Origin of the sequence: Nereida sp. NH-UV-3 (genome assembly GCF_042939535.1) — a bacterium.
In the GTDB taxonomy this organism is placed as follows: Bacteria; Pseudomonadota; Alphaproteobacteria; order Rhodobacterales; family Rhodobacteraceae; genus Nereida; species Nereida ignava.
Window position 1 is genome coordinate 77667 of record NZ_CP132157.1, and the last position, 15808, is coordinate 93474.

The following is a 15808-nucleotide window of genomic DNA, read 5'->3' on the forward strand; positions in this document are numbered from 1 at the left end:
TTCATGACCTCACCAGAAACCGTTCTTTCTTTTTGGCTTGATGAAATCGGCGAAAAGGGCTGGTACGCGGGGGGCGAGGCACTTGATGCCAAAGTCCGCCTGAAATTCAAACCCGCTTGGGATGAAATGATGGCTGGTGGGATGTCTATGTGGCTGACCTACCCGAGTGGGGCGCTTGCCTACATTATTCTTGCGGATCAATTTGCCAGAAATATGTTTCGCGATACTGCCCAAGCATTTGCAAGTGACCGCATGGCCTTAGCCGCTGCAAAGGCCGCTTTGAACAAAGGCTGGGATATGAAAATAGATGAGCCAGCGCGTCAGTTTTTCTACCTGCCTTTGATGCATTCCGAAAACCTGTGTGATCAGGAGCGGTCTGTGCGCTTAATCATGACGCGAATGCCAGAGACTGGCGCAGATAATTTACTGCACGCGCGGGCGCACCGCGATGTTATCCGCCGCTTTGGTCGCTTCCCCTTCCGCAACGCAGCACTGGATAGAGCTTACTCCGTTCACGAAGAAGCGTTTGAAGCAGAGGGTGGATATGGTGCGGCTGTCCGCGCAATTGCGGGATAATCACACGAATTCAGTGGCTTAAACGCCCATTCACAATCCTCGTGAGAGTGTTGCGATTTCTGGCGAATAAATATAGTTTAGCGTTAAACTATATTTGCCGGAGATATTATTATGGCCGCGACGTCCTTTGATTTAATCGTAATTGGTGCTGGCCCGGGCGGGTACGTGGCCGCTATACGTGGCGCGCAGCTTGGGTTGTCCGTCGCAGTTATTGAGCGCGAGCATCTGGGCGGCATTTGCCTGAACTGGGGGTGTATCCCGACGAAAGCGATGCTTCGCTCGTCCGAGGTTTTCCATTTGATGCACCGCGCCAAAGAGTTTGGGTTGTCTGCGGGTAACATTGATTACGACCTTGATGCGGTCGTAAAGCGTAGCCGTGGTGTTGCAGGGCAATTGGCTGGTGGTGTTGGTCACCTGCTGAAGAAAAATAAGGTAACTGTCATTATGGGCGAGGCGTCAGTCCCCGCGAAAGGCAAGGTGACGGTCAAGACTGACAAAGGTGTGCAGGACCTGACGGCCAAGAACATCATCCTTGCGACTGGTGCACGGGCGCGTGAATTGCCAGGTCTTGAAGGGGATGGTGATCTCGTTTGGACATATAAAACGGCGCTAACACCACCGCGCATGCCAAAGAAATTGCTGGTCATTGGATCTGGCGCAATCGGGATCGAATTTGCGAGTTTTTATAACACGCTTGGCGCGGACACGACTGTTGTCGAAGTGATGGACCGCGTATTGCCTGTTGAGGATGCTGAAATCAGCGCTTTTGCGAAGAAGCAATTCGAAAAGCAGGGAATGAAAATACGCGAAAAGACCATGGTCAAACAGCTTGATCGCGGCAAAGGAAAAGTTGTTGCCCATATTGAGAATGGTGGGAAAGTTACAACTGAAGAGTTCGATACGGTCATTTCTGCAGTCGGAATTGTTGGAAATGTGGAAGGCCTTGGCCTTGAGAAGTTGGGCGTAAAGATCGACCGCACCCATGTCGTTACGGATGAATTCTGCCGCACGGGTGTTGAGGGCGTCTTTGCAATCGGTGATATCGCAGGTGCGCCGTGGCTTGCGCACAAGGCCAGCCATGAAGGCGTTATGGTCGCGGAAATGATTGCGGGCAAAAAAGTTCACGCAATTAAGCCCGAAACAATTGCCGGATGTACCTATTGCCACCCGCAAGTCGCATCAGTTGGCTATTCTGAAGCCAAGGCAAAAGAGCTTGGTTATGATATCAAAGTGGGACGGTTCCCGTTTATGGGCAACGGCAAAGCCATCGCACTTGGCGAACCAGAAGGCATGGTCAAAACCGTGTTTGATGCAAAAACGGGCGAATTGTTGGGCGCACATATGATCGGTGCAGAAGTCACCGAGCTGATCCAAGGCTATGTGGTGGGCCGCAAGTTGGAGACCACCGAAGAAGACCTGATGGAAACAGTCTTTCCGCATCCAACTCTGTCCGAAATGATGCACGAAAGTGTGCTGGACGCCTATGGTCGTGCGATGCATTTCTAAAGGCGCACCCTTTCGTTTTGAACATCTGATGGGCGGTTGCAGTTTGCAGCCGCCCCTGTCATTTCACCGCCATGAAAATGAACATTGCGCAGGCAAGCGCCCCCTCTGAACGAAGTGATTGGACGTTGGTAGCGCTTGTGTTTGTCACAGGGCTTTTTGCAGCGGCGCAATTCGGCAAAATCTCTCTGACGCTTGCCCCATTGGCTGAACTCTACGGCACTGACATTGCCGGTGTTTCGTTTTTTGTCTCGCTCGTTGGGTTTTTGGGTATCTTTTTGGGTGTGATAAGCGGTGCCGTTGTTGCGCGTGCCGGCCCGACGCGCGTGTTCATTTGGTCGGCAGGTATTGCCGCGATTATATCTATCCTTCAGGCGTTGTTGCCGCCGTTTGCGGGTATGATCGTGTTGCGACTGCTCGAAGGGCTTACCCATTTGGGCATCGTCGTCGCAGGTCCAACGCTGATGGCGGCGGTGACCAATGACCGTGATCGTCCAATCGCGATGAGCTTATGGGCCATGTTTTTTGGCGCATCTTTTGCTGCTGTAGCACTTGTGGTGCCGCCACTGATGCAGGCCGGTGGTGTGGGGTTGGTTTTTGCAGCACACGGTCTGGGTTTTGCGGTAATTTGTGCGGTTTTGATTTGGCGCTTGCCGGTTGTTCCCGCAACACCGGGTAAAATTGCGTTTTGGGGCACTCATGTGGCCATTTACAGCAGCCCGCCGGTCATGGCCCCAGCGCTGGCTTTTGGAGCATACACGTTCATATATTTGGCGATCATCACATTTTTCCCTGTCACGCTTGAACGCCCTGAGTTGTTTCAGATTATCCCGCTGATTAGCCTTGTTGCCACGTTTACCACAGGCTGGGTCGCCCGCCGCGTGGCCCCGTATACTTTGGCGGCCGTTGGGTATGTTTGGATCATCTTGGCGGGGCTGGCGGTATGGTCGGGTGCAGGTTGGATGATCTATCTGCTGGCGTTCGGTTTGGGCATTGTGCCTGCTGCGTGTTTTGCTGCGATCCCGTCGTTGAACCCCTCTGCAAGTGACCGATCAAGGGCCGCGGGGGCGTTGTCACAGATGGGGAATATCGGCACCACACTGGGCACGCCGGTGTTTGCCTTTACCATGCTAAGCGCAGGAATGTCGGGCCTGTGGGTCGTCATCATGGGGGCCTGCGCGATTGGTTTGGGCCTGATCTATTGGATGACTGCAAAGATTGTTGCCCCGCAGAATTGACGTTCACTTTTCGTTCGCATTTTTCCCTTGGCCGTTTTGACCACGCCGCCTATGTAATACTTCAGACTTAAGGGGGCGATATGCCAGAGCTGAAAAATATCGAAGTACGCGGCGCGCGTGAACACAATCTCAAGAACATTGATGTTGATATTCCACGCGACCAATTGGTGGTAATTACGGGCCTCTCTGGCTCTGGTAAATCCAGCTTGGCGTTTGATACGATCTATGCGGAGGGACAGCGGCGTTACGTTGAAAGCCTTAGCGCCTATGCCCGCCAATTCCTTGATATGATGGAAAAACCTGACGTTGATCACATCTCAGGTCTAAGTCCCGCCATTTCGATTGAGCAGAAAACGACCTCAAAGAATCCGCGCTCTACTGTTGGTACGGTGACCGAGATTTACGACTACATGCGGCTGTTGTTCGCCCGTGTCGGGACGCCGTATTCACCCGCGACGGGACTGCCTATTGAAGCGCAGCAAGTCCAAGACATGGTCGACCGCGTTATGGCAATGGAAGAGGGCACCCGTGGTTATCTTCTGGCGCCGATCATCCGCGACCGAAAGGGGGAGTACCGCAAAGAGTTTCTAGAGCTGCGCAAGCAAGGCTTTCAGCGCGTCAAAGTAGACGGCACGTTTTATGAGCTTGATGAGCCTCCGACGCTGGATAAAAAGTTCCGCCATGACATTGACGTGGTTGTTGATCGTATTGTGGTCCGCGAAGGGCTTGAGACGCGGCTTGCGGATAGTTTCCGAACCGCGCTTGATCTGGCGGACGGCATCACCATTCTGGAAACCGCCGTTGCCGAAGGGCAGGAGCCTGAGCGTTTTACGTTTTCTGAAAAATTCGCGTGTCCTGTTTCGGGCTTTACGATCCCTGAGATTGAGCCGCGTCTGTTTTCATTCAACGCGCCGTTTGGTGCGTGTCCTGCGTGTGATGGTCTGGGGCACGAGCTCTTTTTTGACGAACGCTTAGTGGTCCCTGATGCGACGCTCAAAATTTATGACGGTGCGCTGGCGCCGTGGCGCAAAGGTAAATCGCCTTATTTTCTCCAAACAATTGAGGCCATTGCCAAACATTACGAGTTTGACAAGAACACCCGCTGGAAAGACCTATCTGCCAAGGTGCAGCAGGTTTTTTTGCGCGGGTCTGGCGAGGAAGAAATTAGCTTTCGTTATGATGAGGGCGGCCGCGTCTATCAGGTCAGCCGCACGTTTGAAGGTGTGATCCCCAACATGGAGCGTCGCTACCGCGAGACAGACAGCTCTTGGGTCCGCGAAGAATTTGAGCGTTACCAGAACAATCGCCCATGTGGCGCGTGTGGTGGATACCGCCTGCGTGAAGAGGCGCTAGCAGTCAAAATTGCAGGGCTTCACGTGGGGCAAGTCGTTCAGATGTCCATCCGTGAGGCTTTTGAATGGTGTCAAAGCGTGCCTTCTGAGTTGAGCAAACAGAAGAACGAAATTGCAAAAGCAATTCTGAAGGAGATCAGCGAGCGCCTTGGATTCCTCAATAACGTTGGCCTTGAGTATCTGACGCTGTCGCGCAACGCGGGTACGCTTTCCGGCGGGGAAAGCCAGCGGATCCGTTTGGCCAGTCAGATTGGGTCGGGCCTGACAGGTGTTCTTTACGTGCTGGATGAGCCTTCTATCGGGCTTCATCAACGGGACAACGACCGGCTTTTGACGACCCTGAAAAATCTTCGTGATCAGGGCAATACAGTGATCGTTGTTGAGCACGACGAAGAAGCTATCCGCGAAGCGGACTATGTCTTTGACATTGGGCCTGGGGCCGGTGTCCACGGCGGCCAAGTTGTTGCTAAAGGCACGCCAGCGCAGATTGCGAAGAACAAAAACTCCGTGACAGGTCAGTACCTTACGGGTGTGCGCGAAATTCCTTACAGCACGGACCGGCGTAGGGGTAACAAAAAGAAAATTACCGTTCGCAAGGCGACGGGCAACAACCTGAAAGATGTGACGGTTGATTTCCCGCTTGGTAAATTTGTCTGCGTTACGGGTGTGTCGGGGGGCGGTAAATCTACGCTGACGATTGAGACGCTCTTCAAGACGGCCTCCATGCAGCTAAACGGTGCGCGACAAACGCCGGCACCTTGTGAAACCATTCGTGGCCTCGAACACCTAGATAAGGTGATCGACATCGATCAACGGGCGATCGGGCGCACCCCGCGCAGTAACCCTGCCACCTATACAGGTGCTTTCACGCCAATCCGTGACTGGTTTGCTGGACTTCCCGAGGCCAAGGCGCGTGGCTATAAACCAGGGCGCTTCAGCTTCAACGTGAAGGGGGGACGCTGTGAGGCGTGCCAAGGTGACGGTGTCATCAAAATCGAAATGCATTTTTTACCTGACGTTTACGTGGAATGTGAGACGTGCCGTGGGGCCCGCTATAACCGCGAAACTCTTGAGATTAAGTTTAAGGGTCAGTCGATTGCGGATGTTTTGAACATGACAGTCGAAGATGCGCAGACGTTCTTTAAGGCGGTGCCATCAATTCGTGAGAAGATGGACGCACTTATGCGGGTTGGCCTGGGCTACATCAAAGTCGGGCAACAAGCGACGACCCTGTCGGGGGGCGAAGCGCAGCGCGTCAAGCTGTCCAAAGAGCTGGCAAAACGCTCTACGGGCCGCACGCTCTATATTCTTGATGAGCCGACAACGGGCCTTCACTTTGAAGACGTGCGCAAGCTGCTCGAGGTGCTTCACGAGTTGGTAGAGGCGGGGAACACTGTCGTTGTGATTGAACATAACCTTGATGTCGTAAAGACGGCGGATTGGATCATCGACATTGGCCCCGAGGGTGGGGACGGTGGCGGCACGGTTGTTGCCACCGGCACGCCCGAGGATGTGGCGGAAGTCGACGCCTCGCACACGGGTCGCTATTTGAAGCCCATGTTGCAACCGCGTTCCGCACCAAGCTAACCCCTAAGGTATCCAAACGAGGCTGCTCCATAAACCGCTTGCGGTTATGGTGTGGCTTGGTGCAGTTTGAGGCACAATTGACGACAAGGCGGCCCCCATGCGCATCGGACTTTACCCCGGCACTTTTGATCCCATCACATTGGGCCATATGGACATCATCCGGCGCGCGGCGGCCCTTGTGGACCGGTTGGTTATTGGGGTTGCGATCAACCGTGATAAAGGACCGATGTTTAGTCTTGAGGAACGTGTCGCGATGGTCGAGGCCGAAACCTCACCCTTGGCGCAAGCCGCGGGCGTTGAGATTATTGCTCATCCTTTTGATAACCTTTTGATTGATTGTGCCCACGATGTTGGAGCAGGTGTCATCATTCGCGGGCTACGCGCTGTTGCCGATTTTGAGTACGAATATCAAATGGTTGGGATGAACCGACAGCTTGATGACAGTATTGAGACAGTATTTCTGATGGCCGAGGCACAGCACCAAGCGATCGCAAGCAAGCTTGTCAAAGAGATCGCGCGTCTTGGTGGGGACGTGAACAAATTCGTCACACCAACTGTCGCAGAGGCTCTGTCCAAAAAACTGGCCTAGACCGCGTTTTAGCAAAGAAAAAGCGCGCATCCAAAGTTGAACACGCGCCTTTTGCATTGATCTGGTGCAGTAGTCTTAGAGAAACTTGCCCATAGCAACTGCCGTGTCGCTCATGCGGTTCGAGAAGCCCCATTCGTTGTCATACCATGTCAGAATACGGACCATGTTGCCGTCCATGACTTTGGTTTGATCGGTTGCGAAAATTGATGAATGTGGGTCGTGGTTGAAGTCCATGCTGACAAGCGGATCATCAGTTACGCCCAAAATACCCTTAAGCGGGCCCGAGGCCGCAGCTGCGCGGATCGCATCGTTCACTTCTTCAGCTGTCACATCGCGGGCCGCTTCAAATGTCAGATCCACAACCGATACGTTTGGTGTGGGGACGCGGATTGCAACACCGTCCAGTTTGCCTGCAAGCTCTGGCAATACAAGGCCAACTGCTTTGGCCGCACCTGTTGAAGTAGGGATCATGGACATCGCCGCTGCCCGCGCGCGGTAAAGGTCCGAGTGCATCGTATCAAGCGTTGGCTGATCACCGGTGTAGCTGTGCACGGTTGTCATCATGCCTTTGACGATTCCGAAGTTGTCGTTCAGCACTTTTGCAACGGGGGACAGGCAGTTCGTAGTGCAGGACGCGTTTGACACAATGATGTCATCTGCGGTCAATTCACCGTCGTTTACGCCATAAACAATTGTTTTGTCTGCATCTTTACCGGGGGCCGAGATCAAAACGCGGCTTGAGCCGTTTTCAAGGTGCGCTTGGCACGCTTCTTTTGAGGTGAAGATGCCTGTGCATTCCATGACAACATCGACGTGTGCCCATGGCAAATCAGCGGGGTTACGCATTGCCGTTACTGCGATGGGGCCGCAGCCTACGTCAATGCTGGTGTCGGTTGTTGTGACGGTCGCAGGGAAGCGGCCGTGAACACTGTCAAAACGCAGCAAATGCGCGTTTGTCGCAACAGGGCCGAGGTCATTGATGGCAACAACTTCGATGTCAGTGCGGCCAGACTCGACGATGGCACGCAATACATTGCGACCGATGCGACCAAATCCGTTGATGGCTACTTTGATTGTCATGGAACCCATTCCCTTACTGTTCGAATATCTGTTACCGCTAACAAAACGAGTTGAGACCAAAGGTCAAGGCTGAACCCCGTTTGTGATCAATTGTAAGCAAAGATTAGCGCCAAAAAGCGAGGTATTCGATAAGCTCGATACCTTTTTGCGCCATAAACACGGTCGCGGCACTATCGTTACGCAACACATCCCACGTGATGGCGCCAATGATCACAGCACCAAGAAGTATCGCCAGCCTGTTGGTCATTTGTCGTCTGCCACGTGCCGGCCGCCCTAAATATTCAGGCGCTCCGGCATGCTGTAAATAAGCGGAAAGAACCGAGGCGCTGGTTAGTGAACCAGACGTCCCATCATGCCTGCCACATCGGCCATACGCACAGAGAACGCCCATTCGTTGTCATACCATGCCAGAACGCGCACAGTGCGGCCACCCACAACTTTGGTTTGGTCAGGCGCAAAGATGCATGAGTGAGGGGTGTGGTTAAAGTCGATCGAGACTTTTTGCTCAGCATCATAAGCCAGAACGGCGCTCATTTGTCCGGCTGCAGCGTCGGCCATGATGTCGTTGATCTCTTGCTCGGTAACGTCGCGGCCCGCTTCAAACGTCAGATCAACCGCTGATACGTTTGGCGTGGGAACGCGCATCGCTGTGCCATCCAATTTACCCGCAAGCTCGGGCAGTACTTCGCCCAATGCTTTGGCGGCACCTGTGGATGTCGGGATCATTGCCATGGCCGCTGCGCGCGCGCGGTAAAGGTCTTTGTGGCGGCGGTCTAGAGTTGGTTGATCGCCTGTGTAGCTGTGAATGGTCGTCATCATGCCGCGCTCAATCCCAACAGTGTCATTCAGCACTTTGGCCAACGGAGCCAGGCAGTTGGTGGTGCATGACCCGTTTGAAATCATCCGCTCGTCCGCTTTTAGATCGCGGTGGTTCACACCGTATACGATGGTGCGATCTACATTTGTGCCAGGGGCGGACAGCAGCACTTTCTTGGCGCCGCGCTCAAGGTGGATCGCGGATTTATGGCCGTCGTTGAATTTGCCTGTGCATTCCATCAAGACGTCAACGCCGCTCCAGTCCAGCTCTTCCGGGTTATAGGTGCTTTGAACGTCAATCGGACCGCGGCCCAGATCAATAGAATTAGCGTCAGTGGTAATCGTGCCGTTGTAGCGTCCGTGAACGCTGTCATAACGCAGCAAGTGGGCGTTTGTCTCAATCGGGCCAGTGGCGTTGATCTTTACGACCTGCACATCGTTACGGCCCATCTCGTGAATGGCCGCCAAGGTGCACCGTCCGATACGTCCAAACCCGTTAATGCCTACTTTAACTGTCATGACCCGATCCTTTGGTTAGTGGCTCGTCTTACCATGGGCTTAGGGGGTCTGGGGGCAGGGGCCAAGACAAAAGGCGTTTTGCATCAACATGTTAGCGATAAAGGTGGCTTGGTGGTGTCTGTTCGCGCTAACGGTTTGCGCTAACGGATGCGGTCGTGTGTGAAGTTACGTACGGCGGCGGTAGATTTTGTATGCATTTGTATGCGATTTGTGCTGTTCGATAGAATCACAAACGGCGACCCCATGGTGAGGCCGCCGTAGTGTGTTGTGTCATCGAAAGTGCGAGACGTGCCGCGCTTATCGTCGTGTGATCAAAGAAGTGATTTTGCTTTGTCGGCCACGGCCTGTGCTGTGATGCCGAACTTTTCGTAAAGCACTTCTGCAGGTGCCGACGCGCCGAAGCCTTCCATACCGACAAAGCCAGCTTTTGCTGCTTTGCCGCGCTCACCGCTCAGCCATTGATCCCAACCGAATTGTACGCCTGCCTCAACGGCAACGCGCACGGGACCACCGGGCAGCACGCGCTTGCGGTAGCTTTCCTCTTGGGCTGCGAAAAGCTCCCAGCAGGGCATGGAAACAACGCGTGTGCCGATGCCTTCAGCTTGCAAAATATCCCGTGCTGCCATTGCGATCTCAACTTCTGAACCCGTTGCCATCAAGATCACTTGGCGTTTGCCCTCTGCATCAGCCAAAACATACGCGCCCTGGGATGTAAGGTTCTTGGTTTTGTGCTCGGTGCGTAGGGTTGGCAGGTTCTGACGGGTCAACGACAAGGTTGCTGGTGTCTTTTTGCTGCTCAGCGCAAGTTCCCACGCCTCGGCGGTTTCAACTGTGTCGCATGGGCGGAACACGTGCATGTTGGGCGTGGCGCGCAACATGGCAAGATGCTCAACCGGTTGGTGTGTTGGACCGTCTTCACCAAGACCGATGCTGTCGTGGGTCATGACGTATGTCACCGGAATTCCCATCAACGCAGACAAACGCATAGAAGGGCGTGCATAATCGGTGAAGCACATGAACGTCCCGCCGTAGGGGCGGATGCCACCGTGTAGCGCCATGCCGTTCATTGCAGCGGCCATGCCGTGCTCGCGGATACCGTAATACACGTAGCGGCCTTTGCGGTTGTCCGTATCAAAAACGCCCAGATCGGCAGTCTTTGTGTTGTTTGAGCCAGTCAAATCAGCTGAGCCGCCGATTGTCTCGCTGCAGATCGGGTTGACCGCAGCCAGCACCATCTCGGAGGATTTACGTGTCGCGACACTTGGGGCTGTTTCGCTGATGCTCTTTTTCAGCGCCTTGATCGTGGCCGATAGTTTCTTTGGGGCGTCACCGGCAAAAGCGCGATTGAACTCGGCTTGCTTGCCGCCTGACAGGGTTGCGAAACGCGCTTGCCACGCGGTGAAGTCTGCGTTGCCGCGGCTGCCGATGGCTTCCCATGCGGCTTTGATATCTGCGGGCACTTCGAACGGACCTGTGGTCCAGCCATAACGTGCTTTGGCTTCTGCCATTGCAGCGGCGTCCGTAAGCGCGCCGTGTCCTTTGGATGTGTCTTGTGCAGCGTGGCCCAATGCGATGTGGGTTTTGCAGGCAATCATAGATGGTTTGCCAGATTTCTTGGCAGCAACAATAGCCGCATCAATGGCAGCTGCGTCATGGCCGTCGATATCTTGGACGTGCCAGCCTGCAGATTTGAAGCGCATCACTTGATCTGTGCGGTCTGACAGCTCAACGGTGCCATCGATAGTGATGTTGTTGTTGTCCCAAAACACGATCAATTTGCTTAGCTCTTGACGGCCAGCAAGGGCGATAGCCTCTTGGCTGATACCTTCCATCAAGCACCCGTCACCGGCGATAACATAGGTGTGGTGGTCCACAACTTTCTTACCGTAATGTGCACGCAGGCTTTCTTCCGCCATGGCAAAACCGACAGAGTTTGCGATACCTTGACCAAGCGGGCCGGTGGTTGTTTCAACGCCTTTGGCGTGGCCGAATTCAGGGTGACCTGCGGTGATCGCGCCCCACTGGCGGAAGTTTTTTACCTGATCAAGGGTCATGTCCTCGTAGCCCGTCAGGTGCAACAGCGCATAGACCAGCATGGAACCGTGGCCTGCCGACAGAATGAAGCGGTCACGATCGGGCCAATCAGGGTTTTTTGCGTCAAACTTCAGGTGCTTTTCAAAAAGCACAGTTGCCACGTCCGCCATGCCAATGGGCATGCCTGTGTGACCGGAATTCGCTGCTGCAACACCGTCCAAAGCAAGCGCGCGGATCGCGGCGGCTTTCTTCCAGTGGTCAGGGTTCGCGCTGGCGAGCGTTGCAATGTCGACGGGCTCAAAGCTTGTATCAGGCACTGGGTGAATTCCTTTGAAGTGGCGTTGATAGTGGCATTCCCGTTCCCGATAGGCCGCAGATGGGTGAATATCAAGCGCGCAGGCCCGCTTTGGGCGCAAAAACTGGCGAATTGCTTGCAATTTCGTTGATCTTAGCAAAGATATTGAGGCGATAAGAAAAACAAGGATGCGAGCAGATGAGCGACATCGAAGATCTTGACCGACGCCTAAAAGCGGCCCTTGAGCGTATTGATCGCGCGATTGAAAGTGGTACGCCAACGCAACCTCAAGCTGAGCCTGCAACCGAGGCGGCCATTGATCAAGCGGCGCTTGATAATGCGATTGTACAAGCCCGTGATGCAGAAGCGCAGGTAGTTGCACTTCAATCTGCGGTAGATGCCGCGCACGCACAAAATGCGGAGCTGTCTGCACACGTTGCACAACTTGAGGCGGCCCAAGCCGAACATGTACCTCAGGTGAGCCATCCTGACATGACCGCAGATGTGGCGCGGCTCAGCGCGGATGTGCAAGCGTTGCAAGCGGCGAACCAGCAGTTGCGTGACAACAACACCGCATTGCGGGCCGCCAATGAGCAGAGGCTGGCGGATGCAGAACTGATTAACCAATCCGCCGAGGCCGAGTTAACGGCTTTGCGCGCGGCGCGTGCTGCAGACCGTTCTGAATTGGATATGATTTTGACCAACCTGCGCCCGATCATTGAGGAGACCGTATAATGGCTACAGTTGATATCACCGTTGGTGGCCGCACGTTCGAAGTGGCATGCCAGGTCGGCGAGGAAAGCTATCTGTTGGCGGCGGCGGGCATGCTCGACGTTGAGGCGAACGTATTGATCGAACAGATCGGACGGCTGCCCGAGGCGCGGATGCTTTTGATGGCTGGCCTTATGTTGGCGGACAAAACCGCGGCCCTTGAGGATAAGACCAAAACCCAAGATGCCAAAATCGCGGAGTTGGAAGCAGAATTAGCTGAGCTGAAGGGCCGTCCGGCGCCTGAGCCCGATCGGATTGAAGTGGCGGTCGTGCCGCCGTCCATCACAGACACTTTGCAAGAGCTTGCGGCCCGTGCTGAAAGCCTTGCCCAGAAAGCCGAGGAACGTGCGGCAGGTTAGGTCTGCTTCACCCGCAACTATAAACAAAGCCCGCCGCGAGGGATGTTCGCGGCGGGCTTTATTGTTTCATTGCCAGCGTTCGGAGCGTGGCAAAATCAAATACTTACGCGTTTGCTTCGCGAATTTGATCTGCTTTTTCTTTGTCAAACGTCACAGCGTTTTCTGCGAAAAGCGTATCCAGCTCACCCGATAGGGTCATTTCGGTGATGATATCGCAGCCACCGACGAACTCACCTTTGACGTAAAGCTGGGGAATTGTCGGCCAGTCGCTGAAGTCTTTGATGCCTTGGCGAATGTCTTCATCAGCCAGCACATTCACATCAGCGTACTCAACGCCCATGAAGTTCAACACACCTGCAACCCGCGATGAAAACCCACATTGGGGCATCTCTTTGGTGCCTTTCATGTAGAGCACAACATCATTGGCCGCGTTGGTTTCGGAAATGCGTGTCTTTGCGTCGCTCATCGTAAATTACCTTTCGGAAGTAATGCTTTAGGCGGTGATCTTAATGTTATTCAGGTGCCCGAGTGGTCAGCGCCAGCGCGTGCAGTTCACCGTGGCTGCCGTCCATCTTGCCTTTCAGGGCTGCGTAAACGGCGCGCTGTTGTTGGACGCGGTTTTTGCCTTTGAAACTGGCATCCACGACCTCGGCGGCGAAATGCTGGCCGTCATCCCCTTGGACGGTAATTGTCGCTTCGGGAAATTCGGCGCGGATCAGGCTTTCGATGTCAGTCGCTGTGATGGGCATGGTGGTGGTCCTTTTCGCTTGGGACAAGAGATAGGCAGGCCTGCGGCTCTATGCAAGTCATCGCGCCGCAGGACCGTATCTGTGTATGGGGCGGTTTAGGCCACGGAAGCCGCGAAGCTGGTACGGAAGACCTGTGACAGTTCCGCAAGAGGGGCTTCTGATCCGCCCATTTTGACTGTGTCGCCCGTAAAGCGGCCCACCGAGGTGATGGTGACGCCCGCTTGACCCGCTGCAATCATCAATGCTTCGGCTTTGTCGAATGAGGTCGCAATCAAATAGCGGGCCTGATCTTCACCAAACAGGGTCGGAGTGTCCGCACTGTCGAGAAGCACACCAACACCGGCGGTTTCGGCCATTTCAAATGCGGCGAGTGCGAGGCCACCGTCTGCAATGTCTGTGCAGGCATCGATCCATTCGGCGTTGGCGCGAATGAAGTCACCGTTGGCTTTTTCAGCGGCCAGATCAACTGCTGGCGCATCACCGTCCTCACGGTTGAAGACCTCAGCAAGTAGGGCGGATTGGCCCAAATGACCCTCGGCTTCGCCTACCTGCAGCAACACGTGGCCTTCGCGCACGTCGCGGGCAATCAGCGCTGCTTCGTCACGGATTAAGCCAACTGCGCCAATTGTTGGTGTTGGCAAAATAGCAGCACCGTCGGTTTCATTGTAAAGGCTGACGTTGCCGGAAACGATTGGCATATCCAGCGCCTCAACAGCCGCAGAGATACCCTGAATCGCGCCTACGAATTGGCCCATGATGCTGGGTTTCTCGGGGTTGCCGAAGTTCATGTTGTCAGTCGTAGCCAGCGGCGTCGCGCCCACGGCTGTGAGGTTGCGGTATGCTTCTGCAACAGCTTGTTTGCCACCCTCAACAGGGTTTGCGCGGACATAGCGGGGGGTCACGTCAGATGTGAAGGCCAACATTTTGTCTGTGCCATGTACCCGCACGATGCCAGCACCCGCGCCGGGGATGCGCACTGTGTCGCCCATAACCATGCTGTCATATTGCTCGTATACCCATGATTTTGCGCCGTAGTTTGGCGTCGAGATCAGCGCGCGCAGACCGTCGATCGGATCGATTTGCGGAACATCTTCAAGAGGAGCGGCCGCTGGTGTCGGTTCCCAAGGGCGGTCATATTCAGGTGCCGTTGATGCCAGTTTCGAGAGCGGAAGATCGGCTTTAATCTCGCCGTTGAGCATGATCAAGAAACGGTCTTCGGCGATGGTTTCACCGACGATCGCAAAATCGAGGTCCCATTTATCAAAGACGGCTTTTGCCTCGGCCTCAAGCTCGGGTTTGAGCACCATCAACATGCGCTCTTGGCTCTCGGAGAGCATCATTTCGTAGGCGGTCATATGCTCTTCGCGGACAGGCACGTCTTCAAGGTTCAGCTTGATGCCAAGGCCACCTTTGTCGCCCATTTCCACGGCTGAGCAGGTCAGCCCCGCAGCGCCCATATCCTGGATCGAGATCACAGCGCCCGTGGCCATCAATTCAAGCGTCGCTTCCATCAAACGTTTTTCGGTGAACGGGTCTCCAACCTGAACGGTCGGGCGTTTTTCTTCGATATTTTCGTCAAACTCGGCAGAGGCCATTGTTGCGCCACCTACACCGTCACGGCCTGTTTTCGCGCCCAAATAGACCACAGGCATGCCAAGGCCCGAAGCGGCTGAGTAAAAGATTTTGTCTGCATCTGCGAGGCCTGCGGCAAATGCATTTACCAAACAATTGCCATTGTAGGCTGCGTGAAAGCGGACTTCGCCGCCAACAGTCGGAACGCCAAAACAGTTGCCATAGCCGCCGACGCCCGCAACGACACCGTTGACCAGCTGCGGTGTTCTAGGGTGGCTTGGCTCACCAAATGAGAGTGAGTTCATCGCAGCAATAGGACGGGCACCCATTGTGAAGACGTCGCGCAAAATACCACCCACGCCAGTAGCAGCCCCTTGATAGGGTTCAATGTAGCTGGGGTGGTTGTGAGATTCCATTTTGAAAACAACGGCTTGACCGTCGCCAATGTCGACAACACCTGCGTTCTCACCGGGACCGCAGATCACTTGGGGGCCAGTGGTGGGCAGTGTACGAAGCCATTTTTTGGAGGATTTATACGAGCAGTGCTCGTTCCACATAGCCGAAAAAATACCCAGTTCAGTGAACGTTGGAGCACGGCCGATGATCTCAAGAATGCTGTCGTATTCGTCGGGGGAAAGCCCGTGTGCAGCGATCAGATCAGGCGTGAGTGCGGGTTCGGTCATGGCGCAAAAAGTCCCCTATGTGGCGTTGGGTATCTCTTAGAGCAGCTTTGAGAAAAGGGGAAGGGGCCACGCCTGTGGTTCTGGT

The 15808-nt window shown here is 54.7% G+C and carries 14 protein-coding genes; 7 read left to right on the forward strand and 7 right to left on the reverse strand.

Features of this window, described 5'->3' with window-relative positions:
• The first annotated feature begins 3 nt into the window (after positions 1–3).
• From NeNHUV3_RS00380 to coaD, 5 genes are all read left to right on the forward strand, one after another.
• The gene (locus tag NeNHUV3_RS00380) at positions 4–576 is read left to right on the forward strand and encodes a DUF924 family protein (RefSeq protein WP_341246589.1); all 573 of its coding nucleotides are present in this window, start codon (positions 4–6) and stop codon (positions 574–576) included.
• 111 nt (positions 577–687) lie between these two features.
• On the forward strand, positions 688–2082 hold the full coding sequence (gene lpdA, locus NeNHUV3_RS00385) for a dihydrolipoyl dehydrogenase (RefSeq protein ID WP_391481761.1): 1395 nt from the start codon (positions 688–690) through the stop codon (positions 2080–2082).
• 71 nt (positions 2083–2153) lie between these two features.
• The gene (locus tag NeNHUV3_RS00390; RefSeq protein ID WP_391481763.1) at positions 2154–3317 is read left to right on the forward strand and encodes an MFS transporter; all 1164 of its coding nucleotides are present in this window, start codon (positions 2154–2156) and stop codon (positions 3315–3317) included.
• 80 nt (positions 3318–3397) lie between these two features.
• Positions 3398–6256, forward strand: a complete 2859-nt coding sequence (gene uvrA, locus NeNHUV3_RS00395) for an excinuclease ABC subunit UvrA (protein WP_391481765.1) — start codon at positions 3398–3400, stop codon at positions 6254–6256.
• Positions 6257–6353: 97 nt separating this feature from the next.
• On the forward strand, positions 6354–6845 hold the full coding sequence (coaD, locus tag NeNHUV3_RS00400; RefSeq protein WP_391481766.1) for a pantetheine-phosphate adenylyltransferase: 492 nt from the start codon (positions 6354–6356) through the stop codon (positions 6843–6845).
• 75 nt (positions 6846–6920) lie between these two features.
• Here the strand turns inward: coaD and gap (NeNHUV3_RS00405) are convergent, their stop codons facing one another.
• The 4 genes from gap (NeNHUV3_RS00405) to tkt all read right to left on the reverse strand — a co-directional run bounded on the left by gap (NeNHUV3_RS00405) (position 6921) and on the right by tkt (position 11611).
• The gene (gene gap, locus NeNHUV3_RS00405) at positions 6921–7925 is read right to left on the reverse strand and encodes a type I glyceraldehyde-3-phosphate dehydrogenase (protein ID WP_391481768.1); all 1005 of its coding nucleotides are present in this window, start codon (positions 7923–7925) and stop codon (positions 6921–6923) included.
• A 103-nt stretch (positions 7926–8028) separates the two neighbouring features.
• Entirely contained in the window at positions 8029–8172 is a 144-nt protein-coding gene (locus NeNHUV3_RS00410; RefSeq protein ID WP_391481769.1) for a hypothetical protein, read from the reverse strand.
• Positions 8173–8255: 83 nt separating this feature from the next.
• Positions 8256–9260, reverse strand: a complete 1005-nt coding sequence (gene gap / locus NeNHUV3_RS00415; RefSeq protein WP_048599082.1) for a type I glyceraldehyde-3-phosphate dehydrogenase — start codon at positions 9258–9260, stop codon at positions 8256–8258.
• Between the two features lie 311 nt (positions 9261–9571).
• Positions 9572–11611 (reverse strand): transketolase, encoded by a 2040-nt coding sequence (gene tkt, locus NeNHUV3_RS00420; protein ID WP_391481771.1) that lies wholly within the window; start codon positions 11609–11611, stop codon positions 9572–9574.
• 176 nt (positions 11612–11787) lie between these two features.
• Between tkt and NeNHUV3_RS00425 the strand changes: the two genes are divergently transcribed.
• On the forward strand, positions 11788–12324 hold the full coding sequence (locus NeNHUV3_RS00425; protein ID WP_391481772.1) for a hypothetical protein: 537 nt from the start codon (positions 11788–11790) through the stop codon (positions 12322–12324).
• Positions 12324–12719: a cell division protein ZapA gene (locus NeNHUV3_RS00430; RefSeq protein WP_391481775.1), complete on the forward strand. Its 396-nt coding sequence runs from the start codon at positions 12324–12326 to the stop codon at positions 12717–12719. Before NeNHUV3_RS00425 ends, NeNHUV3_RS00430 begins: the two co-directional genes overlap by 1 nt.
• Before the next feature lie 103 nt (positions 12720–12822).
• Here the strand turns inward: NeNHUV3_RS00430 and grxD are convergent, their stop codons facing one another.
• The 3 genes from grxD to purL form a co-directional block, all read right to left on the reverse strand.
• Positions 12823–13185: a Grx4 family monothiol glutaredoxin gene (gene grxD, locus NeNHUV3_RS00435; RefSeq protein WP_391481777.1), complete on the reverse strand. Its 363-nt coding sequence runs from the start codon at positions 13183–13185 to the stop codon at positions 12823–12825.
• Positions 13186–13231: 46 nt separating this feature from the next.
• The gene (locus tag NeNHUV3_RS00440) at positions 13232–13468 is read right to left on the reverse strand and encodes a BolA/IbaG family iron-sulfur metabolism protein (protein ID WP_341246582.1); all 237 of its coding nucleotides are present in this window, start codon (positions 13466–13468) and stop codon (positions 13232–13234) included.
• Positions 13469–13563: 95 nt separating this feature from the next.
• Entirely contained in the window at positions 13564–15723 is a 2160-nt protein-coding gene (purL, locus tag NeNHUV3_RS00445) for a phosphoribosylformylglycinamidine synthase subunit PurL (protein ID WP_391481779.1), read from the reverse strand.
• Positions 15724–15808 lie beyond the last annotated feature (85 nt).

Bases quoted from the DNA above. Each gene is read 5' to 3' on its own strand.
- NeNHUV3_RS00380 (WP_341246589.1), top strand. From the start codon at position 4: ATGACCTCACCAGAAACCGTTCTTTCTTTTTGGCTTGATGAAATCGGC.
- lpdA (WP_391481761.1), top strand. From the start codon at position 688: ATGGCCGCGACGTCCTTTGATTTAATCGTAATTGGTGCTGGCCCGGGC.
- NeNHUV3_RS00390 (WP_391481763.1), top strand. From the start codon at position 2,154: ATGAAAATGAACATTGCGCAGGCAAGCGCCCCCTCTGAACGAAGTGAT.
- uvrA (WP_391481765.1), top strand. From the start codon at position 3,398: ATGCCAGAGCTGAAAAATATCGAAGTACGCGGCGCGCGTGAACACAAT.
- coaD (WP_391481766.1), top strand. From the start codon at position 6,354: ATGCGCATCGGACTTTACCCCGGCACTTTTGATCCCATCACATTGGGC.
- gap (WP_391481768.1), bottom strand. From the start codon at position 7,925: ATGACAATCAAAGTAGCCATCAACGGATTTGGTCGCATCGGTCGCAAT.
- NeNHUV3_RS00410 (WP_391481769.1), bottom strand. From the start codon at position 8,172: ATGACCAACAGGCTGGCGATACTTCTTGGTGCTGTGATCATTGGCGCC.
- gap (WP_048599082.1), bottom strand. From the start codon at position 9,260: ATGACAGTTAAAGTAGGCATTAACGGGTTTGGACGTATCGGACGGTGC.
- NeNHUV3_RS00425 (WP_391481772.1), top strand. From the start codon at position 11,788: ATGAGCGACATCGAAGATCTTGACCGACGCCTAAAAGCGGCCCTTGAG.
- NeNHUV3_RS00430 (WP_391481775.1), top strand. From the start codon at position 12,324: ATGGCTACAGTTGATATCACCGTTGGTGGCCGCACGTTCGAAGTGGCA.
- grxD (WP_391481777.1), bottom strand. From the start codon at position 13,185: ATGAGCGACGCAAAGACACGCATTTCCGAAACCAACGCGGCCAATGAT.
- NeNHUV3_RS00440 (WP_341246582.1), bottom strand. From the start codon at position 13,468: ATGCCCATCACAGCGACTGACATCGAAAGCCTGATCCGCGCCGAATTT.
- purL (WP_391481779.1), bottom strand. From the start codon at position 15,723: ATGACCGAACCCGCACTCACGCCTGATCTGATCGCTGCACACGGGCTT.